This is a genomic window from Streptomyces sp. CA-249302 (assembly GCF_050936785.1).
In the GTDB taxonomy this organism is placed as follows: domain Bacteria; phylum Actinomycetota; class Actinomycetes; order Streptomycetales; family Streptomycetaceae; genus Streptomyces.
Genome location: NZ_JBNJMG010000001.1, coordinates 1,976,746 through 1,996,238 on the forward strand (window position 1 = coordinate 1,976,746; position 19,493 = coordinate 1,996,238).

Annotated in this window: 17 protein-coding genes; 5 read left to right on the top strand and 12 right to left on the bottom strand. The window is 70.6% G+C overall.

Annotation, left to right across the window (positions count from 1 at the left end; all coding sequences use genetic code 11):
- Positions 1–142 precede the first annotated feature (142 nt).
- Positions 143–1,087, top strand: a complete 945-nt coding sequence (locus ACQEWB_RS08950) for an RluA family pseudouridine synthase (RefSeq protein ID WP_432828828.1) — start codon at positions 143–145, stop codon at positions 1,085–1,087.
- 19 nt (positions 1,088–1,106) lie between these two features.
- Here the strand turns inward: ACQEWB_RS08950 and ACQEWB_RS08955 are convergent, their stop codons facing one another.
- The 6 genes from ACQEWB_RS08955 to ACQEWB_RS08980 all read right to left on the bottom strand — a co-directional run bounded on the left by ACQEWB_RS08955 (position 1,107) and on the right by ACQEWB_RS08980 (position 6,564).
- A complete protein-coding gene (locus ACQEWB_RS08955) occupies positions 1,107–2,573 on the bottom strand; it encodes a cytochrome P450 (RefSeq protein WP_432828830.1) in 1,467 nt (488 codons plus the stop codon).
- Positions 2,574–2,662: 89 nt separating this feature from the next.
- The gene (locus ACQEWB_RS08960) at positions 2,663–3,283 is read right to left on the bottom strand and encodes a GTP-binding protein (protein ID WP_432828832.1); all 621 of its coding nucleotides are present in this window, start codon (positions 3,281–3,283) and stop codon (positions 2,663–2,665) included.
- Complete coding sequence (locus tag ACQEWB_RS08965) at positions 3,264–3,665, bottom strand: DUF742 domain-containing protein (RefSeq protein ID WP_432828834.1); 402 nt, start codon at positions 3,663–3,665, stop codon at positions 3,264–3,266. The genes ACQEWB_RS08960 and ACQEWB_RS08965 overlap by 20 nt, the downstream gene beginning before the upstream one ends.
- Entirely contained in the window at positions 3,662–4,069 is a 408-nt protein-coding gene (locus ACQEWB_RS08970) for a roadblock/LC7 domain-containing protein (protein WP_058926362.1), read from the bottom strand. The genes ACQEWB_RS08965 and ACQEWB_RS08970 overlap by 4 nt, the downstream gene beginning before the upstream one ends.
- Entirely contained in the window at positions 4,066–5,658 is a 1,593-nt protein-coding gene (locus ACQEWB_RS08975) for a sensor histidine kinase (RefSeq protein ID WP_432828836.1), read from the bottom strand. Before ACQEWB_RS08975 ends, ACQEWB_RS08970 begins: the two co-directional genes overlap by 4 nt.
- Before the next feature lie 279 nt (positions 5,659–5,937).
- On the bottom strand, positions 5,938–6,564 hold the full coding sequence (locus tag ACQEWB_RS08980; protein WP_432828838.1) for a TetR/AcrR family transcriptional regulator: 627 nt from the start codon (positions 6,562–6,564) through the stop codon (positions 5,938–5,940).
- 179 nt (positions 6,565–6,743) lie between these two features.
- On the opposite strand from ACQEWB_RS08980, the gene ACQEWB_RS08985 reads away from it, so the two are divergent.
- From ACQEWB_RS08985 to atzF, 4 genes are read left to right on the top strand one after another with little or no spacing between them, the layout of a single operon-like run.
- The gene (locus ACQEWB_RS08985; protein WP_432828840.1) at positions 6,744–7,568 is read left to right on the top strand and encodes an urea amidolyase associated protein UAAP1; all 825 of its coding nucleotides are present in this window, start codon (positions 6,744–6,746) and stop codon (positions 7,566–7,568) included.
- The gene (locus ACQEWB_RS08990; RefSeq protein WP_432828842.1) at positions 7,565–8,191 is read left to right on the top strand and encodes an urea amidolyase associated protein UAAP2; all 627 of its coding nucleotides are present in this window, start codon (positions 7,565–7,567) and stop codon (positions 8,189–8,191) included. Before ACQEWB_RS08985 ends, ACQEWB_RS08990 begins: the two co-directional genes overlap by 4 nt.
- Entirely contained in the window at positions 8,188–11,694 is a 3,507-nt protein-coding gene (locus tag ACQEWB_RS08995) for a 5-oxoprolinase/urea amidolyase family protein (protein ID WP_432828844.1), read from the top strand. The genes ACQEWB_RS08990 and ACQEWB_RS08995 overlap by 4 nt, the downstream gene beginning before the upstream one ends.
- 19 nt (positions 11,695–11,713) lie before the next feature.
- Positions 11,714–13,369: an allophanate hydrolase gene (atzF, locus tag ACQEWB_RS09000; RefSeq protein WP_432828846.1), complete on the top strand. Its 1,656-nt coding sequence runs from the start codon at positions 11,714–11,716 to the stop codon at positions 13,367–13,369.
- Between the two features lie 91 nt (positions 13,370–13,460).
- On the opposite strand, the gene ACQEWB_RS09005 is transcribed toward atzF, so the two are convergent.
- The 6 genes from ACQEWB_RS09005 to ACQEWB_RS09030 all read right to left on the bottom strand — a co-directional run bounded on the left by ACQEWB_RS09005 (position 13,461) and on the right by ACQEWB_RS09030 (position 19,493).
- Positions 13,461–16,319, bottom strand: coding sequence for a DEAD/DEAH box helicase (locus tag ACQEWB_RS09005; protein ID WP_432828848.1), 2,859 nt, complete (start codon positions 16,317–16,319; stop codon positions 13,461–13,463).
- A gap of 86 nt (positions 16,320–16,405) precedes the next feature.
- Positions 16,406–17,356: a twin-arginine translocase subunit TatC gene (tatC, locus tag ACQEWB_RS09010; protein ID WP_432828850.1), complete on the bottom strand. Its 951-nt coding sequence runs from the start codon at positions 17,354–17,356 to the stop codon at positions 16,406–16,408.
- A 47-nt stretch (positions 17,357–17,403) separates the two neighbouring features.
- Entirely contained in the window at positions 17,404–17,691 is a 288-nt protein-coding gene (gene tatA, locus ACQEWB_RS09015) for a Sec-independent protein translocase subunit TatA (RefSeq protein WP_432828852.1), read from the bottom strand.
- Positions 17,692–17,953: 262 nt separating this feature from the next.
- On the bottom strand, positions 17,954–18,148 hold the full coding sequence (locus ACQEWB_RS09020) for a hypothetical protein (protein WP_432828854.1): 195 nt from the start codon (positions 18,146–18,148) through the stop codon (positions 17,954–17,956).
- A gap of 20 nt (positions 18,149–18,168) precedes the next feature.
- Positions 18,169–18,459 (bottom strand): hypothetical protein, encoded by a 291-nt coding sequence (locus tag ACQEWB_RS09025; protein ID WP_432828856.1) that lies wholly within the window; start codon positions 18,457–18,459, stop codon positions 18,169–18,171.
- Positions 18,456–19,493: a helix-turn-helix transcriptional regulator gene (locus ACQEWB_RS09030; RefSeq protein ID WP_432828858.1), complete on the bottom strand. Its 1,038-nt coding sequence runs from the start codon at positions 19,491–19,493 to the stop codon at positions 18,456–18,458. Before ACQEWB_RS09030 ends, ACQEWB_RS09025 begins: the two co-directional genes overlap by 4 nt.

The following is a 19,493-nucleotide window of genomic DNA, read 5'->3' on the forward strand; positions in this document are numbered from 1 at the left end:
AATGCAAGCCGACCCCGTCGAGAGCGCAGCGAGTCAGGATCGTCGGCGCACGCTCGTGGCCCGAATCCTTCCACCGGCCTGAGAGCGAAGTCGGGACCGGCTCGTACCCCGCTGTCAGTGCCCCCTCGTAAGCTTGATCGCGATGAGACGACGAAGCCCGATCCCTCCTTCTCCCCTGCCGCAGCGCGACGGGGTCGATCCGGTGCGGGTGAAATTGCCCCCGGGGGCGGCGTGGGCGACCGTGCGTGATCATCTGGTGGAGCGGCTCGCGGCCGGGGCGGGGGTGATCGACGGGATGCTGGACGCGGGACTGATCGTGGACGCCGACGGGTGTGCCGTGTCGCGTGACATGGCCTACGTGCCAGGCATGTTCGTGTGGTTCCACCGGGAGCTGCCATACGAGGTGCCGGTGCCGTTCGCGCTGAACGTCGTATACCGCGACGAGCACATCGTCGTCGTCGACAAGCCGCACTTCCTGGCCACGACACCGCGCGGCAGCCATGTCACGGAGACCGCACTCGCGCGGCTGCGCCGGGAGCTGGGCCTGCCCACGCTGGGCACCGCCCACCGCCTGGACCGGCTCACCGCCGGGCTGGTCCTGTTCACCGTGCGCCCCACGGAGCGCGGCGCGTACCAGTCACTGTTCCGCGACCGGCTCATCGCCAAGGAATACGAGGCGGTCGCCCCGTACGATCCGTCGCTCGCCCTGCCGTGCACCGTGCGCAGCCGGATCGTCAAGGAGCGAGGGGTCATGGCGGCGCGCGAGGTCGAGGGCGAGCCCAATGCCGTCAGCGTCGTGGAGTTGCTGGAAGAGCGGGGCGACGGGCTGGCTCGCTATCGGCTGAGACCCCGCACGGGGCAGACGCACCAGCTCCGGGTGCACATGAGCGCCTTGGGGGTGCCGATCCTCGGTGATCCGCTCTATCCCGTGGTGACCGGCCCCGTGGCGGACGGTGACTTCCGGCGCCCGCTCCAACTGCTGGCGCGAGCCCTGGAGTTCACCGATCCGGTCACGGGGCGCGAGCACCGGTTCGTCAGCCCGCGGGTGCTGCGGGCCTGGTCGTCGTACGAGGAATGGGCCGAGTAGCCCGGGTGCTCCGGTCGGCTCAGTCCCCGCGCCACCAGCGCAGGATGCGCCGGAACACGCCCGGCTGACGGGCCGGTTCGGACACCGCCGCCGACGTCGGCGCGGCGGGCTCCTGAGCTGTGGACTGCGGCCGCGGCGTACTGAACTGCGAGTCGTTCGGGCGCTGCCGCGGCATCGGGTTGACGGAGGGCCGCTGCATGACGTCCTGCTGGGGCCTGGGCGCGAACTTCACCGGCAGGTCCACGAGGTGCCGGTTCAAGATGGACGTCCTCCAGCTCAGTTCGTCCTCCTCGCAGGCGAGTTCGACATCCGGGAGGCGGGTCAACAGCGCGTCGACGCCGACGTCGGCGATGGCACGGCCGATGTCCTGGCCCGGGCACTCGTGGGGACCGCCACTGAAGGCCAGGTGGGAGCGGTTGCCCCGCATGTTGGCCTGGAGATCGGGGCGCACGCGTGGGTCGACGTTCCCCGGGGCGATGCCGAGGAGGAGGCCGTCACCCTTACGGATGTGCTGACCGCCGAGCTCGGTGTCCTGCTTGGCGAAGTAGCCCAGCATGGTACTGAACGGGGGCTCGTCCCACAGGGACTGCTCGACCGCCTGAGGCACCGTCATCTGGCCGCCGTTGAGCTGGGCGCGGAACCCCGGATCGGTGAGCACCACCCGCAGTACGTTGGCGAGGAGATTGGCGGTGGCCTCGTACGAGGTGATCAGGATGACGCGCAGGTGCTGGCCGATCTCGTCGTCGTTGAGCCCCGCCGGGTGGTTGATCAGGTGGCTGGTGAAGTCGTCCTCGGGTTCGGCCCGGCGGCGGACGGTGAGCCGCATCAGGGCATCCATGATGTACGCGTTGCTGGCGATCGAGGTCTCGGTGCCTTTGAGCAGGTCACGGGCGGCATGCACGATCTGGTCGTTGTACTCGTCGGGCATGCCCAGGATCTCGCACATCACCGCCATCGGTAGGTGCTCGGCGAACTGGCTGACCAGATCGGCCCTTCCCGCCTGGGAGAACTTGTTCACGATGTGCTGGGTCGCGCGGTTGATGTAGCGGCGGATGCCCCGGTGGTCGATGGTCGACATCGCGCCGGTCACCGCGCCGCGCAGCCGCAGGTGCTCGTCGCCCTCGGCGTGGCAGCAGATGGGCTGCCACGCCACGATCGGCATGAGCGGGTGATCGGGCTTGACCGATCCGTCCTGAAGGGCGGTCCACAGCCGGGTGTCACGGCTGTAGTGCGCAGGTGTGCTCAGCATGTGCAGGTTCTCACTGTGCCCGAGCACCACCCAGATCGGCACGTCCTCATGCAGCAGCGCGGGAGCCACCGTGCCGTGCTCGGCACGCAGCTCCTCGTACACCGCCCCCAGATCCTCCGCCTCGGGCCCGTACAGCCGGCGCACCCCGCCGGGGCCGAGGCCGTGTGCGGGGCAGCCGGGGGGCGGGGCGGTGGTGGGCTCGTCCGTTCCGGTCGGGAAGAGGGGTTCACGCGTCACGATGGTCGCTCCGAAGCTGAGGTGAGTCCGGTGTAGAGGAGGTCATGGATCGTGGGTCAGGGGCAGGCGGGCGCCGCGCGGCGCGCGCCTTACGCGGGCGCCTTCGCCAGCGCCAGGGAGTGGAGGAAGCGCATCAGCGTCATCAGGACGTCCTTGCTGGAGGCCCGGCGGCGGGCGTCGCACTCGATGATCGGGATCTCGTCCGGGAGGTCGAGCGCGGTGCGCAGTTCCGCGACCGGGTAACGGGGGCCGTCCGGGAAGGAGTTGACGGCGACGACGAAGGGCACGCCGCGCTCCTCCAGTCGCCCTATGACGTCGAAGCTGACTTCGAGGCGCCGCGTGTCGATCAGTACGACCGCGCCGAGGGCGCCCTCGAACAGGCCGTTCCACAGGAACCAGAAGCGTTCCTGGCCGGGAGTGCCGAAGAGGTAGAGCACCAGCTGGTCGGTGATGCTGATGCGGCCGAAGTCCATGGCGACGGTGGTGGCCGTCTTGGTGTCGGAACCGAAGTTGTCGTCGACGCCGATACCGGCCTGCGTCATGGTCTCCTCGGTGGTCAGCGGCCTGATCTCGCTGACCGAGCCGACCATCGTCGTCTTGCCGACTCCGAAGCCGCCCACGATCACGATCTTCACCGCGGCCTGTGCCGTGTGCGGGAGATGATCTTCCGAACGTGGTCCGGGGATGGTGTCAGAGCCTTTGAAGTCCATGCATCACCGCTTCGAGGAGGGAACGGTCGGGGAGCGCCTGACGGACGATCGGGGCGCGCGCCTGCACAAGTTCGGCCGTCAGCATCTCGGTGAGCAGCACGGTCACCACACTGAACGGCAGGTTCAGATAGGCCGACAGCTCGGCCACCGAGAGGGGCGCCGTGCAGAGCCGGAGTGTCGCCGACTGCTCCGGGCTGGCCGAGGACGGCGGATCGGCGCACGCCACGATTAACGTGACCAGGTCGATGTCGGCCCGCTCGCCGTCCGGTCCGGCGACGACGTACAGCCGTTCCGGGGCCTTCTCGACGCCTTGTTTGGCGGGTTGCGGGGGTGGCGGCGGTTCCTGCCTGGGATATCGCCGCCGGCGTTGCGGAGGAGTCATACGGCCTGCCCGTTGCGACGGGGCGGACTGGTGAGGTGGGCGCCGATGCGGACGACGAGGTCGCGCATCCGGTTGCTCATCAGGCCCGGTTCGGCGACCACGTCGGACAGGACCGCGAGGTAGGCGTTGGGGCCGGCGGCCATCAGGTAGAAGTAGCCGCCGTTGATCTCGATGAGCACCATCTTCATCCGGCCGTCGCTGTCCGGGATCTCCTGGGCGACGGCGCCCGCCAGGCTCTGCAGGCCCGCGCAGGCCGCGGCGACGCGGTCGGCCGCGTCGGGATCACCTCCGTAGCGAGCGATGCGCAGGCCGTCGGCGGAGAGCACCACGATCATCTCGATGCCCGGTACTCCGTCGGCGAGATCCTTGAGCATCCAGTCGAAGTTGGCTCGCTGCTGGATCACTTGGGGTCCCTCTCGTCGTCGGCCTCAACGCGGGCCGGCTCGTTGGTCGGCTGGGAAATGTCGAACGGGTCGGGGGTGCCCTTCAGGCCGTTCCAGAACGCCTCGACCCAGAGCCCGGGTTCGGGCTCGTCCTTCTCCTCGGGCTCCGGCTCCGGTTCGGGCGCGGCCCACGCGGGACGGGACTCCCGGGCCTCCCGTTCGGCCTGCTCCGCGGCGGCCTGTTCGGCGAGCCGCACACTGAGCGGGGTCTTGACCCGGCTGCGCCGCTGGGGCAGCCCGCCCGCCGTCCACTCGGTGACGACGGGGACCTCGTCCTCCATGGAGACGCCGGCGGGGATGCGCGGGCTGGTGGGGCGGCGCCGCTTGACGGTCCGCTTGGGGCCCTCGATACCGATGTCGAGCTTGGGCGCCGAGGTGGCGCCGACACCGTGGGCGAGGCCGGGCGCCGCGTCCTCGGTCAGCATCGCGCGCGGCACGACGATCACGGCACGGACTCCACCGTACGCCGAGGCACGCAGCGCGATCTGCATGTCGTACGCCTTGCAGAGGCGGCCCACGACGGCGAGGCCGAGGCGCGGGGACTCGCCGAGCTCCTGGACGTCGACGCCCTCCTTGGCCTGCTCCAGCATGGTCTCGACCTTGGTGCGGGCCTCCTCGCTGAGGCTGACGCCGGCGTCCTCGATCTCGATGGCGATGCCGGTCTGCACCTCGGTGGCGGTGACGTGCACCTTGGTCTGCGGTGGCGAGTAGCGGGTGGCGTTGTCGAGGAGTTCCGCGCAGGCGTGGATGACCGGCTCGACGGAGATGCCGCGGACGTTGACCTTGGCGATGTTGTCCAGCGAGATGCGCCGGTACTCCAGGATCCGGGACATGGCGCCGCGCAGCACGCTGTACAGCGGGACGGGCTGCGGCCACTGGCGGCCCGGGCGGCCACCGCCGAGGACGGAGATCGAGTCGGCGAGGCGGCCGATCAGCGCGGTGCCGTGGTCGATGCGCAGCAGGTCGTCGAAGACCTCGGGGTTGCGGCCGTGGTCCTCCTCCATCTCCCGGAGTTCCTTGGCCTGTTGGTGCACGATCGCCTGGACCCGGCGGGCGATGCTGACGAAGGAGCGCTGGGACGAGTCCCGCATCGCTTCCTCGTTGTCGACGATGTCGAGGACCGCCCGGAGCAACCGCAGCTGCGACTCGGGCAGTTCGGCGTAGCTCGGATCGACGTTGGGGAGTTGGCGAATCACCTCTGTGGGCGAATTTCCCTTCCGCAGCCAGTAGATCGCGGTCGGCGCGATCTCGTGTGCGAAGCGGAGCATCTGCTGTTCGTGCCCGGCGAGGCGCTGCTCCAGATACGCAGTGTGACGGGAGCTCTGCTCGCGCAGCGTGCGCAGGCTGCGGCCACGTCGTACGGCCTCGGCGGCCGTCACGATCACCAGGAGGGTGGCGGCCGCGCCGCACCAGCCGACCGCGGCCCGGGCCTGGCCGGTCACCACGGCGACGGCGGCCCCGGTCGCCGCGGCCATCAGTATCGCGGGGAGCAACAGCACGCGCGCGTAGGGAAGTTCACGCCGGCTGGGAGGGGATTGAACACTCACCATGTAGGCCCTCTGAAACGAATCGGCTGGGAGTCGCACATATAGGGAACAAGCGCACGAATACATCTCAACTCGGTGCGCTGCGGGCGAGCTTAGTCCGACCGGATCATCGCCGTGTCATATTCAGCAAGCGCCTGAAACGGGGCGCGCGAAGCGAGTACGCTCTCTCCATTTACACGCTGCGCCCCCGCTCGAACACGATGCGTCACGGCGTATGGATGTACGGATATCACTCACCGTGACGGGTGAAGACCGGCTTCCGCCCGTGACCCGGGGGGCGTCTCAGGCGCCGGCGATGCGCAAGGCCGCGTCCGCCGTTGCCTCCGCGAACACCGACACCGGGCGCTCGGGGTCGGAGCGGCGGACGAGGATCACGCCCTCGATCAACCCGAACAGCAGGTCCGTACGCAGGTCCAGCTCGCTCTTGGCGAGTGCGCCGCCGGAGGCTGTCGCGGCCAGCAACTGCCGGTAGGCGTCCTTGAGTTCGGCGCGCACGGCGTGGAAGCCGGCGAACCGCTCGGCGCGCACCTCGGGCAGCAGGTAGAGCACCCCGAGGTTGTGCGGTCCGCCGCACAACAGCTCGACGTCGGTGCGGCACAGCTCCCACAGCCGGTCCTCGGCCGGGACGGTGTCGTCGGCGAGGAGTTCACGGGCGTACGTCAGGGAGGGCGTGACCGTGGACTCCAGGAGCTCGGCGAGGAGTTCCTCCTTGCCGGAGACGTAGTGGTACATGGAGGCCTGCCGCATGCCCGCGCGCTCGGCGACCGCCCGCGTGGTGGTGGCCGCGTAGCCGCGGGTGGTGAACAACTCGGCGGCGGCGGACAGGAGTTCGTCGCGCGGCTCGAGCCCGCTGTCCGGCCGCTGCGCGGCCCGCGGTCGGCCGACCCGGCGCCCACCTGTCGTACCCATGACCTCGATCCTCGCACACGCAGGTCAGCGGCGGTCTGCGGCCGATCCCGGTGAGGGGTCGGTAACCGACCGGCAACGTGCGGGCAACGCCGGTGACGCGCCCCGCGCCTAATTTCTGTCAAGCGACAGAAATAAGAGCCACCTGCCCTGCCCCGCAGCCCGCACCCGGAGGTCCCGCGATGGCGACAGAGACCACGTACGGAGCCCGCGACCACGCCCGCGCCCAGGAGGGCACCGGCGCCGAGGCCATGCCCGTGATCCCGGCCGCGGACTGGCCGGACCCACCCTGCGCGGCGGGCCACCTGGTCTGGGCCGAGACCGTCGCGGGCGGCAACTACACGCACCGGGTCCTGGCCCGCGGCACCGAGCTGCGCCTGACCGACCTGCGCGGCGACGCCTGCGCACACCTGCTGCTGTACGTGGCGGACCGCCCCTGGGAGCGGCTGAACGTCGCCGACACGGTCAAGGTCCAGTGGAACGCCTACCTCGGCGAGGACCGGCTCCTGCTGTCCGACCAGGGCCGGGTGCTGGCGAGCGTCATCGACGACACCTCCGGCCGGCACGACGCCCTGTGCGGCACCTCCACCCTCGTACGCAACACCGAGCGGTACGGCGACGGCACCCCGCAGTCCGGCTCCCCCGCCGGCCGCGAGCTGTTCAAGCTGGCGGCCGCGAAGAACGGCCTTGAGCCGCGCGACCTGCCGCCGTCCCTCTCCTTCTTCCAGGGCGTGGCGGTCCGCGAGGACGGCTCCCTCGACTTCACCGGCTCGACAGGCCCCGGCGGCAGCGTCACGCTCCGCGCCGAACAGGACCTGACCGTGCTGATCGCCAACGTGCCGCACCCGGCCGACCCGCGCCCCGACTACGTCAGCGCCCCGCTGGAGGTCCTGGCCTGGCGGGCCGCGCCGACCGCACCGGGCGACCCCTTGTGGGAGGCCACCCCCGAGGGCCGCCGTGCCTTCCTGAACACCGCCGAATTCCTCGCCGCGAGGGGGCTCGCATGAGCACGAACACGCCAACGACCGTGCGCACGACCGTCGTTGCGGCACGCGCCGCCTGGTCGTCCGTCGTCCGCAGCGGCGAGACGCTGACCGTCACCGACCTGTACGGCAACCAGGCGGTGGACTTCCTCGTCTACGACGCCCACGACACGTCGGTCCGCTACAGCGCCCCCGACACCATCCACGCCCAAGGCGGCATCTTCCTCACCACGGGCAGCGTGCTGATGTCGAACGAGCACACCCCGCTGATGACCGTCGTCGACGACGAGGTCGGCCGGCACGACACAGTGGGCGGCGCCTGCTCGAAAGAGTCCAACACCCTCCGCTACGGCCATCACACCTGGTCGCAGCACGCGTGCGTGGACAACTTCCTCGCCGAGGGCGCCAAGTACGGCCTCGGCAAAAGGGACTTGGTCTCCAACATCAACTGGTACATGAACGTACCGGTCGAGCAGGACGGCACCCTCGGCATCGTCGACGGCATCTCGGCGCCGGGCCTGAAGCTGACCCTGCGCGCCGAGCGGGACGTGCTGGTCCTGGTCTCCAACTGCCCCCAGATCAACAACCCCTGCAACGGCTTCGACCCGACGGCGGTGGAGATGACGATCACCGGAGTCACGGGATGACCTTCGACAAGCTGCTGATCGCCAACCGGGGCGAGATCGCGGTACGGATCATCCGCACGGCGCGCGAACTCGGCCTGCGCACGGTCGCCGTGTACTCCGACCCCGACCGCTCGGCCCCGCACGTCCGGCTCGCCGACGAGGCGGTCCGGCTCGGCCCGGCACCCGCGAAGGAGTCGTACCTCGACGCCGACCTGGTGCTGAGGGCGGCCAAGGACGCGGGCGCGGGGGCGATCCACCCCGGCTACGGTTTCCTGTCCGAGGACGCCGCGTTCGCGCGCCGCTGCGAGGACGCCGGGATCGTCTTCGTCGGCCCGACGCCCGAGCAGCTGGAGCTGTTCGGCGCCAAACACACCGCGCGGGCGGCGGCCGAGGCGGCGGGGGTACGGCTGGCGCCGGGCACGGGCTTGCTGGCGTCCTTGGAGGAGGCGCTCGCACAGGCATCCGCGATCGGCTATCCGGTGATGCTCAAGGCAACCGGCGGCGGTGGCGGTATCGGTATGTCGGCATGCCGATCGGCCGACGAACTGACCGATGCCTGGGACCGAGTGCAGCGCGTCGCCGCCGCCTCCTTCTCCTCCGCCGGCGTGTTCCTGGAGCGCCTGGTGGAGCACGCCCGCCATGTCGAGGTCCAGGTCTTCGGCGACGGCGAGGGAAGGGTCGTCACCTTCGGCGACCGCGACTGCTCGCTCCAACGCCGCAACCAGAAGGTGCTGGAGGAGGCCCCGGCCCCCGGCCTCCCTTCTCTCATCCGTGATCAACTCGCCACCTCCGCCCGCGACTTGTGCGCCTCGGTCGGCTACCGCTCCGCCGGGACGGTCGAGTTCGTGTACGACGCCGCCCGCGAGGAGGCCTACTTCCTGGAGGTCAACACCCGCCTCCAGGTGGAGCATCCGGTCACCGAGGAGGTCTACGGCGTCGACCTGGTCGCCTGGATGCTGCGCCTGGCCCGCGGCGAGCGCGAGGTCGTGTGCGACCCGGACGCACCGCACGGCCACGCCGTCGAGGCCCGCCTCTACGCCGAGGACCCCTCACGTGAACACCGGCCCAGCGCGGGCCTGTTGACGCGGGTCGAGTTCCCGCCGGGCGTGCGCGTCGACGGCTGGGTGGAGACCGGCACCGAGGTGACGACGTCGTACGACCCGATGCTCGCGAAGATCATCGCGTACGGCACCGACCGCGCCCACGCCCTGCAGCGGCTCGACGAGGCCCTCTCCCGCACCCGCGTGGACGGCATCGAGACCAACCTGGGGCTGGTACGGGCCGCCCTCAGGGACCCCGGCTTCTCGGCGGCGACCCACTCGACCGCGACCCTGGCGACCGTCACCGACCCGACCCCGCGCATCGAGGTCGTCTCCGCGGGCACCCTCAGCACCGTCCAGGACTGGCCGGGCCGCACCGGCTACTGGCAGGTCGGCGTCCCCCCGAGCGGCCCGATGGACGACCGCTCCTTCCGCCTGGGCAATCGCTCACTCGGCAACCGCGAAGGCGCCCCAGGCCTCGAATGCACGCTCCAGGGACCGTCGTTGAGGTTCACTCACCCGACGACGGTGTGCGTCACGGGTGCCCCCGCGACCGTGACCGTGAACGGGTCGGCGGTCCCCCAGTGGGAGCCGGTGACGGTCCCCGCGGACGGCCAACTGGAGATCGGCGCACCGGCCCAACACGGCCTGCGCACCTACGTGTTGTTCGCGGGCGGCCTCGACATACCCGCCTTCCTCGGCAGCGCGAGCACCTTCACGCTCGGCCGCTTCGGCGGGCACGGCGGCCGGGCGCTGCGCACCGGAGACGTACTGCACGGAGGCGGCCTGACCGAGGGAACACCGGTCGCCGACCACCCCTCCTACTCCTCGACCTGGCACATCGGCGCCGTCGAAGGCCCGCACGCCGCACCGGAGTTCTTCACCGAGGACGACATCCGCGACTTCTACGCCGCCGACTGGAAGGTCCACTTCAACTCGGCCCGCACCGGGGTCCGCCTGGTCGGCCCCAAGCCGCGCTGGGCCCGCACCGACGGCGGCGAGGCGGGCCTGCATCCGTCCAACATCCACGACACCCCGTACTCCGTCGGCGCCGTCGACTACACGGGCGACATGCCGGTGCTGCTCGGCCCCGACGGCCCGTCCCTCGGCGGATTCGTCTGCCCCGCAACGGTGTTGAGCACCGAGCGCTGGAAGCTGGGCCAGCTGCGACCGGGCGACACGGTGAAGTTCGTACCGGTGACGGTCGACGGCACACCCCGCCCCGAGATCATGGACGGCGGCGTGCTGGCCCGGGACGGCGATGTCACGTACCGCCGCAGCGGCGACGACAACCTGCTGGTCGAATTCGGCCCCATGCAGCTGGACCTGGCCCTGCGCATGCGCGTCCACGCCCTGATGGAAGCGGTCACGGAAGCCGACCTGGACGGCGTCACCGACCTCACACCGGGCATCCGCTCCCTCCAGATCCAGACGGACCCGACCCGCCTCCCCCAACCCGAACTCCTCACCCTGGTAAGGGAGATCGCGACCGCGCTCCCACCCACCGACGAACTCGTCGTCCCCTCCCGCACCGTCCACCTCCCCCTCTCCTGGGACGACCCGGCGACCCGAGAGGCGATCGCCCGCTACATGGCGGGCGTCCGCGACGACGCCCCCTGGTGCCCCTGGAACATCGAGTTCATCCGCCGGGTCAACGGCCTGGACTCGGTGAACGACGTGTACGCCACGGTCTTCGACGCCGAGTACCTCGTACTCGGCCTGGGAGACGTCTACTTGGGCGCCCCCGTCGCCACCCCCCTCGACCCGCGCCACCGCCTGGTGACGACGAAGTACAACCCGGCCCGCACCTGGACCGCCGAGAACTCGGTCGGCATCGGCGGCGCCTACCTCTGCATCTACGGCATGGAGGGCCCCGGCGGCTACCAGTTCGTCGGCCGTACGACACAGGTCTGGTCGGGATGGCAGCAGCGCGGCGCCTTCGAGCCCGGCTCCCCCTGGCTGCTCCACTTCTTCGACCGCATCAAGTGGTACCCGGTCGACGCGGACGAACTCCTCGACCTGCGGGCCGACATCGCCTCCGGCCGCTTCGTGCCACGCATCGAGGAAGGCACCTTCTCGCTCGCCGACTACCAGCGCTTCCTCTCCGAACACGCGGATTCGATACGGGAGTTCAGGACCCGGCAACAGACGGCCTTCGCGGCCGAGCGGGACGCCTGGGAAGCGGCGGGCGAGTTCGCCAGGGCGGAGGCGGCCACCGCACCGGCGGCTCCCCCGGCCGAGGTGACGGTCCCGCCCGGCGGCCGCCTGATCGAGGCCGAATTCGCCGCGTCCGTATGGCAGTTGAACGTAGGGCCGGGCGACGAGGTGACCGCCGGACAACCCCTCCTCGCCCTGGAGGCGATGAAGATGGAGTCCAGGGTGCACGCGCCGGTGGACGGCGTGGTGACGGAGATCCTGGCCAGGCCGGGCGACCAGGTGGAGGCGGGGACGGCGCTGGTCGTCCTGGCCCCGGCGGCGCACTGAACATCCCGAGGAGCAGGAAATGAACGCTGTCACCCGAGTCCGCGCCGCCTACGCCCGCATCGAGGCGGTGGACCGCCCGGAGATCTGGATCGACCTGCGCGCCCAGGAGGAGGTCGAGGCGGAGGCCCGCACGATCGACGACCGTGTCGCATCGGGCGAGCGACTCCCGCTCGCAGGCCGTCTGTTCGCGGCGAAGGGCAATATCGACGTGGCCGGCCTGCCGACCACCGCCGGCTGCCCGGCGTACGCCTACGAACCCGAGACGGACGCGCCGGTGGTCGCCCGTCTCCGCGCGGCGGGCGCGATCGTCCTCGGCACGACGAACCTGGACCAGTTCGCCACCGGGCTGGTCGGCACCCGCTCCCCGCACGGCGCGGTCCGGGGCGCCCACGACCCCACCCGCATCAGCGGCGGCTCCAGCTCCGGCTCGGCGGTGGCCGTCGCCCTGGGCATCGTCGACCTCGCCCTGGGCACGGACACGGCGGGCTCGGGACGGGTCCCGGCCGCCTTCAACGGCATCGTCGGCCTCAAGCCCACCCGAGGCCTGGTCCCGACGACGGGCGTGGTCCCGGCCTGCGCCTCCATCGACTGCGTGACGGTCTTCGCCCGCACCCTCCCGGAGGCCGAACAGGCATTGTCCTTCATGGCCTCCCCATCGGCCCGCGAGCTCCCGCCGCTCCCCCAACGCGCCGCCGGCCCATGGCGCGTGGCCATCCCGGCGCCGGGCCAACTGGGCGAACTGGACGAAGGCTGGGCCGAGGCCTACGAGGCGGCGGTCGAGCAACTCAGGTCGGCGGGGGCCGAAATCCGAACCCTCGACCTGACGCCCTTCACCGAGGCGGCCGCGATGCTCTACGAGGGCGCCTTCGTGGCCGAGCGGTACACAGCGGTGGGTGCATTTGTCGACAAGGCGATCGCCGACAATGTCGAGGACCTGGACCCCACGGTCGCCGGCATCATCACCCGAGCCCGAGACATCCCGGCCCACCGGCTCTACGCCGACATGGACCGCCTGGCGGCCCTGCGCATCCGCGCTCTGGCCGAACTCGCCGACACGGACGCCCTGTTGCTGCCCACCACGCCGGGCCACCCGACCCTCGCGGAGGTGGCCGCCGACCCCTTGGGCGCCAACGCCCGCCTGGGCCGCTTCACCAACTCCACGAATCTCTTCGACCTGGCGGCGGTAGCCGTACCGGCGGGCGAGGTGAACGCGCTCCCGTTCGGCGTGATGCTGATCGGCCCGGCGTTCACGGACGAGCGGTTGACGAGAATCGCCGCCCTGCTCCGACCGGAGACGCGGGTGGCGGTGGTGGGCGCCCACCTGACGGGACAGCCCCTGAACCCCCAACTCCTGTCCCTGGGCGCCCGCTTGGACCGCACGACCACGACGGCCCCGGTCTACCGCCTGCACGCACTCGCAACGCAACCGCCCAAGCCTGGCCTCGTGTACGTAGGCGAAGGCGGAGCCGAGATCGAGACGGAGATCTGGCGCCTGCCGGCAGAGGGACTGGGCCGCCTGCTGGGGTCGCTTCCCCGCCCGATGGCCTTGGGCAGCGTCGAACTTGCGGACGGCAGCCGGGTCCCGGGCTTCCTGTGCGAACCGAGCGCGCTGGGGGACGCCACGGACATCACCCGGTACTCCGGCTGGCGGCACTATTTGAGGCGCGGGGACTGAGGTGCTTTCAGGGGCGCGGGGCGGGACATTGTGCGGCTCCGCCGCGTGGGCGCGACCAGCCACAGTCAACCCGCACCCGCCACCACCCCCGTCACCCCACCGACGAGTAGGCCACAACCCCCCGCAACAACAGATCGACCGCCTTACGCGCGGCCTTCGCCACAGTCGACTCCTGCCCGGAGACAGGAGCCGCAGCCGAGATCTGCCCCAGCACGTCGATCACCTGCTTGCACCACCGCACGAAGTCCCCCGCAGGCATCTCCGCCTCCCGCAGCACCTCGTCGAGCCCCTTCCCGGAAGCCCACATATAGGCCGCCCAGGCGAACCCGAGATCCGGCTCCCGCTGCCCGACGCCCTCGGACTGCGTGATCCGGAACTCCTCCTCCAGCCCGTCCAGCCGGCCCCAGATGCGCACCATCTCCCCCAGCGCGGCCTTGGCCTTGCCGGAAGGCAGCTTCGGCGCCATCGCGTCGTCCCCGACCCGCGCCTCGTACACCAAGGCCGAGACACAAGCCGCGAGCTCGGCGGGACCGAGCCCTTCCCAGACCCCGGCCCGCAGACACTCGCTGGCCAGCAGATCGAGCTCGCCGTACAACCGGGCCAGCCGCTTCCCGTGCTCGGTGACCTCGTCGCCCCGCAGATAGTCGAGCTCGGTCAACAGGGCGACAATGCGGTCAAAGGTCCGCGCGATCGTGTTCGTGCGCCCTTCGATCCGCCGCTCCAACTGCGAGGTGTCCCGCAGCAGCCGGTGATACCGCTCGGCCCACCGCGCATGGTCCTCACGGTCGTTGCACCCATGACAGGCATGCGCCCGGATCGCCGTACGCAACCGCGCGATCTCCCGGTCGTCGGCGGCCTGCGCCCGCTTCTTGCGCGCCCGCTCCGGCGGAATGTGCCCCGCCTTGGTCCGCAGCGCGGACGCGAGGTCCCGACGGGACTGCGGCGACCGCGGGTTGAACGACTTCGGAATCCGCATCCGCTCCAGCGCCTCGACCGGCACCGGGAAGTCCATCGACGCCAGCCGCTTCACCTGCCGCTCGGCGGTCAGCACCAACGGCCGCGGCCCGTCGTGGTGTTCGAACCCGCGATGGCCGTTGGACCGCCCCGCCGGCAGCCCCGGATCCAGCACCAGCGCCAGCCCCGCGTACTTCCCGGTCGGCACATGGATGACGTCACCCGGCTTGAGCTTCTCCAGCGCGACCGCGGCCTCGGCCCGCCGCTCGACGGCCCCCTGCCGGGCCAGCTCGGTCTCCCGGTCCTTGAGCTCCCGCCGCAGCCGCGCGTACTCCTCGAAGTCGCCGAGGTGGCAGGTCATGGACTCCTTGTAGCCCTCGAGACCCTCCTCGTTGCGCTGCACCTGCCGAGAGATCCCGACGACCGACTTGTCCGCCTGGAACTGCGCGAAGGACGTCTCCAGCAGCTCGCGCGAGCGGTGCCGCCCGAACTGCTCGACGAGGTTGACCGCCATGTTGTACGACGGCTTGAAGCTGGAGCGCAGCGGGTACGTGCGCGTGCCCGCGAGCCCGGCCAGGTGCTCCGGGCTGATCCCGCGCTGCCACAGCACCACGGCGTGACCCTCGACATCGATGCCCCGTCGGCCGGCTCGCCCCGTCAACTGGGTGTACTCGCCGGGCGTGATGTCGGCGTGCTGCTCGCCGTTCCACTTGACGAGCTTCTCCAACACCACCGAACGGGCGGGCATGTTGATGCCCAGCGCGAGCGTCTCCGTCGCGAACACGGCCTTCACCAGGCCGCGTACGAACAGCTCCTCGACGACCTCCTTGAACGTCGGCAGCATGCCCGCGTGATGGGCCGCGATACCGCGCTCCAGGCCCTCCAGCCACTCGTAGTACCCGAGGACGTGCAGGTCCTCGGTCGGGATCGACGCCGTGCGCTCCTCGACCAGGGCGCGCACCTTCCCCCGCGCCTCGTCGTCGTTGAGCCGCAGACCGGCGTACAGACACTGCTGTACGGCCGCCTCGCAGGCGGCGCGGCTGAAGATGAACGTGATGGCGGGCAGCAGGCCCTCGGCGTCGAGCCGCTCGATGACCTCGGGGCGGCCCGGCGTCCACACGCGCGAGCGCTGTCTGCGCTCCCGCTCCCGGTCGGCCTCGCGCATCGCCCGGCCGCGTCTGCGGTCCTGGTACGACGGCCGCTGGGCCTCCATGCGGGCCAGCCGCGTGAGATCGGGGTTGACGGCCTTCTTGCTGCCCTCGCCCTCCTCGAAGAGGTCGTACATCCGCCGCCCGGCGAGCACGTGCTGGAACAGCGGCACGGGGCGGTGCTCGGAGACGATCACCTCGGTGTCGCCGCGCACGGTGTCCAGCCAGTCGCCGAACTCCTCGGCGTTGGACACGGTGGCCGACAGGGACACCAGGGTCACCGACTCGGGGAGGTGGATGATCACCTCTTCCCATACGGCGCCCCGGAAGCGGTCGGAGAGGTAGTGCACCTCGTCCATGACCACGTACCCGAGGCCGAGGAGGGTCTGGGAACCGGCGTACAGCATGTTCCTGAGCACCTCGGTGGTCATCACGACCACCGGCGCCTCGGAGTTGACGCTGTTGTCGCCGGTCAGCAGGCCGACCTTGTCCGCGCCGTAACGGCGGCACAGGTCTGCGTACTTCTGGTTCGACAACGCCTTGATGGGTGTCGTGTAGAAGCACTTCTTGCCCTGCTGAAGGGCGAGGTGGACGGCGAACTCGCCCACGATCGTCTTGCCCGAGCCGGTGGGCGCGGCGACCAGCACCCCCTTGCCCGACTCGAGCGCCTTGCAGGCCTCGATCTGGAAGGGGTCGAGGCCGAAGTCGTACATCTCGCGGAAGGGGGCGAGCGCGGTGGCCTGCTCGGCAGCGCGACTGCGGGCAGCCGCGTACCGCTCGGCCGGTGAGAGGTCCTCTGTCATCGTGCTTTCGAGCGTACCGGGCCCCACTGACAACAGGACGATCATTATCCGGAACCCGGTCCGTCAAACACCGAGAGGTGCCCGCGTCACCAGGGACGCGGGCACCTCTCGTCGGTGCTGTGGAAAGGTGCTCAGGTCACGTCGTCGTAGCCGTTGACCCGGTCCGTGCCCGCCTGCTCGGGCAGCGCCCGGCTCGCGGAGACGGTCTCGACCTCGCCGATGTCCTCGGGGGTGAGATCCAGGTCGGAGGCCTCGTCGTCGTCCGGACCCTCCTCGTCGCGACGGCGCCTGCGGCGGTCGTTCAGGATGGAGAAGACGGCGGCTCCGAAGTACAGCACCCAGATCGGACCGGCGAGCGCCAGCATGGACAGCGGGTCCGTGCTCGGTGTCGCGACCGCCGCGAAGACCGTGATGCCCATGATCATGCCGCGCCACCAGCCGAGCATCCGCTTGCCGCTCAGCACCCCGGTGAGGTTGAGCATGACCAGCAGCAGCGGGAGCTCGAAGGAGAGACCGAAGACGAGCACCATGCGCGTCACGAGGTCGAGCAGATCATCCAGCGGCAACAGGTTGTTGACGTCCTTCGGCGTGAAGCCGATCAGCACCTTTGCCGTGGTCGGGAGCACCGCGTAGGCGAAGTAGGCGCCACCGAAGAACAGGGGTACGCCCGTGCCGACGAACGCGTAGGCGTACTTCCGCTCGTGCTTGTGCAGGCCGGGGGCGACGAAGGCCCACAGCTGGTACAACCACACCGGAGAAGCGAGCACGACACCGGCCATCAGGGACACCTTCAGGGCCAGTGTGAAGGGTGTGAGCAGACCGTTGATCGTGATCTGCGCGCACTGCTGGCTCTTCTGGTGCGAGTTCTGCAGCTGCTCGAAGGTCTGCGAGCAGCCGACGGAGTCCAGCACCGGCTTGGTGATGATGTTGATGATGTCGTTGTAGAAGAAGGCGGCCACGGCCGTGACGACCACGATGGCCAGCATCGCCTTCGCGAGCCGGTTGCGGAGCTCACGAAGGTGATCCGCAAGGGGCATCCGCCCCTCGGGATCCTTCTCCTTGTTGCGGGCAGACTTGGGCAACCCACGTCCTCATCTCGTGCGGCAGGCCGGAGGCGTCCGGCCCTGCATCAGGCCTTCGTGGTGTCCGTCGGCTCGGTGACCGGGCGCGAGCTGGTCACGTCGCCGGGGGAGGCCTGGATGGTGCGCTGAGCCGCGGGCTGCTCGCCGGTGTTCGGCGGGCCGGCCGGGGTGGCCGTGCTGCTGCCCTCTTCCTTCATCGCCTTGGCCTCGCTCTTGAGGATGCGAGCGGACTTGCCGAGCGAGCGCGCCATGTCGGGAAGCTTCTTCGCGCCGAACAGCAGGATGATGACGACGAGGATGAGAATGATCTCGGGGGCGCCGAGCCTTCCGAACATAAGTCTTTACCTTCTCACCGAGGCGGCTGGGGGTGGGATGCTGTCCGACCGGTCGGACACTTGTCCGATCGACCGTGATGGCAGCGATCGTAACGCTCAGGGGTAAACGTCAGGCAATCCCCGTGCGTACTCCCGGTCAGCGGTCCGGGCCTCGTTCTCCGGGCCGCGACCAGCAGCGTACCTGCCAGTGTGGCCCGGGTGACAGGTCGAAGTGACCCAAACCGCCTCCGGCCCAGGACTCACACCTTCCGCACAGTGGGACTCACATGGAGTCCACAGCCCTGGCGGTGCTGACGGCGGCCCGCTCCAGGTCCTCGGCGGCCCGGTTGATGCGCCGCGCCGAGTCCGTGACCTGCCTGCCCAGGCGCTGCGCCGCGAGGAACACCCGCACGGCGAACACCCCGAGCACCGCGAGACCCAGGAAACCCACAGCTACCGCGAACATCGGCCAGAACATGACGCCGAGACTAGACCCTCCTACGGAGTGTGCAGCCGCAGGGTGCTGACCCCGCCGCCGGTCAGCAGCTCCACGATCCGCTCCCCGGCCGGTTTGCGGACCGCGGCGCCGCACGCCGGGCAGGTGAAGGAGTAGAAGGTGCTGCGGCTGGTGGCGCCGATGGCGAGACGCATCTCGCTCGCGCCGAGCTCGAAGCTCCCCCGGCAGTCCGGGCACCCCGCCCGGAACACCACGGCCGAGACACTTCTCATCCCGGCGAACGCCGACGCGACCGACATGCCCTGCACACCCGACACCGACGACTCGCTCAAAGCCCCTGCTCCTGCCTGTCGTGAACCGTGTGCACACCCTGATCCGACGCCTCGACCCCGTCGTACGCCGCCAGCGCCTCACGGGCCGCGCGGCGGGCGCTGTCGGCGAGGTCGTGCGGCGAGACGATGCGGCCGTCCCGGCCGAGCCGCAGCGCCAGGCGGCGCAGCGAGGTCGGGTCGGGGGTGCGCAGGGTAATACGCAGCCCGCCGTCCGGAAGCTCATCCGCACTGTCGTGCGGGTAGTACTCGGCGACCCAGCGGCCGCCCGGGCCGACCTCGACGACGACCTCCGGGTCCTCGGCGGCGGGCTGGACCAGCGCCTCCGAGAGGTCCCTGAGCTCGATCTCGGGCGGTGCGGAGGGCTCGTCCAGGATCCTGATCTCGGCGACCCGGTCGAGCCGGAAGGTGCGGCGCGCCTCGGAGCGGCGGCACCACGCCTCCACGTAGGTGTGCCCGACGCTGACCAGGCGGATGGGGTCGATCTCGCGCTCGGTGACCTCGTCGCGGGCCGGCGAGTAGTAGCGGATCCACAGCCGGCGGCGCTCGGAGATGGCCCGGTCGACGTCGGCGAAGACGCCGCCCTCCGCCTCGAAGGTCACCGACAGCCGGGAGCTGGCCCCGGCCGCCTCGCCGGCCGCCGCCTCCACCTTGGCGGTGGCCCGCAGCAGCGCCTGCCGGTCCCCCTCGCGCAGGCCGGGCAGCGTGGCTACGGCACGGGCGGCCACCAGCAGCGCGGTCGCCTCGTCGGCGGCGAGCCGCAGGGGCTCGGCGGTCTCCTCGCCGAGGGCGGCGGGGTTGTGCCACCAGATGCGCTCGCCGTCCGTGTCGATGTCCAGCAGATCGCCGCCGCGGAAGCTGGTGCCGCACATGGGCAGCACGTCGAGGTCGGAGACCAGCTCGTCCTCGGTGATGCCGAAGGCGCGCGCGACGTCCTCGACCCGGGCCCCGGGGCGCTCCTTGAGATACGTCACCAGGGAGAGCATCCGCCGGGTCTGGTCGATGGCGTTCACGGGCCTGACCGGTTTGCCTGCCAC

Coding starts and splice junctions, on each gene's coding strand:
- ACQEWB_RS08950 (WP_432828828.1), top strand. CDS start 143: ATGAGACGACGAAGCCCGATCCCTCCTTCTCCCCTGCCGCAGCGCGAC.
- ACQEWB_RS08960 (WP_432828832.1), bottom strand. CDS start 3,283: ATGGACTTCAAAGGCTCTGACACCATCCCCGGACCACGTTCGGAAGAT.
- ACQEWB_RS08965 (WP_432828834.1), bottom strand. CDS start 3,665: ATGACTCCTCCGCAACGCCGGCGGCGATATCCCAGGCAGGAACCGCCG.
- ACQEWB_RS08975 (WP_432828836.1), bottom strand. CDS start 5,658: ATGGTGAGTGTTCAATCCCCTCCCAGCCGGCGTGAACTTCCCTACGCG.
- ACQEWB_RS08980 (WP_432828838.1), bottom strand. CDS start 6,564: ATGGGTACGACAGGTGGGCGCCGGGTCGGCCGACCGCGGGCCGCGCAG.
- ACQEWB_RS08985 (WP_432828840.1), top strand. CDS start 6,744: ATGGCGACAGAGACCACGTACGGAGCCCGCGACCACGCCCGCGCCCAG.
- ACQEWB_RS08990 (WP_432828842.1), top strand. CDS start 7,565: ATGAGCACGAACACGCCAACGACCGTGCGCACGACCGTCGTTGCGGCA.
- ACQEWB_RS08995 (WP_432828844.1), top strand. CDS start 8,188: ATGACCTTCGACAAGCTGCTGATCGCCAACCGGGGCGAGATCGCGGTA.
- atzF (WP_432828846.1), top strand. CDS start 11,714: ATGAACGCTGTCACCCGAGTCCGCGCCGCCTACGCCCGCATCGAGGCG.
- ACQEWB_RS09005 (WP_432828848.1), bottom strand. CDS start 16,319: ATGATCGTCCTGTTGTCAGTGGGGCCCGGTACGCTCGAAAGCACGATG.
- tatA (WP_432828852.1), bottom strand. CDS start 17,691: ATGTTCGGAAGGCTCGGCGCCCCCGAGATCATTCTCATCCTCGTCGTC.
- ACQEWB_RS09020 (WP_432828854.1), bottom strand. CDS start 18,148: ATGTTCTGGCCGATGTTCGCGGTAGCTGTGGGTTTCCTGGGTCTCGCG.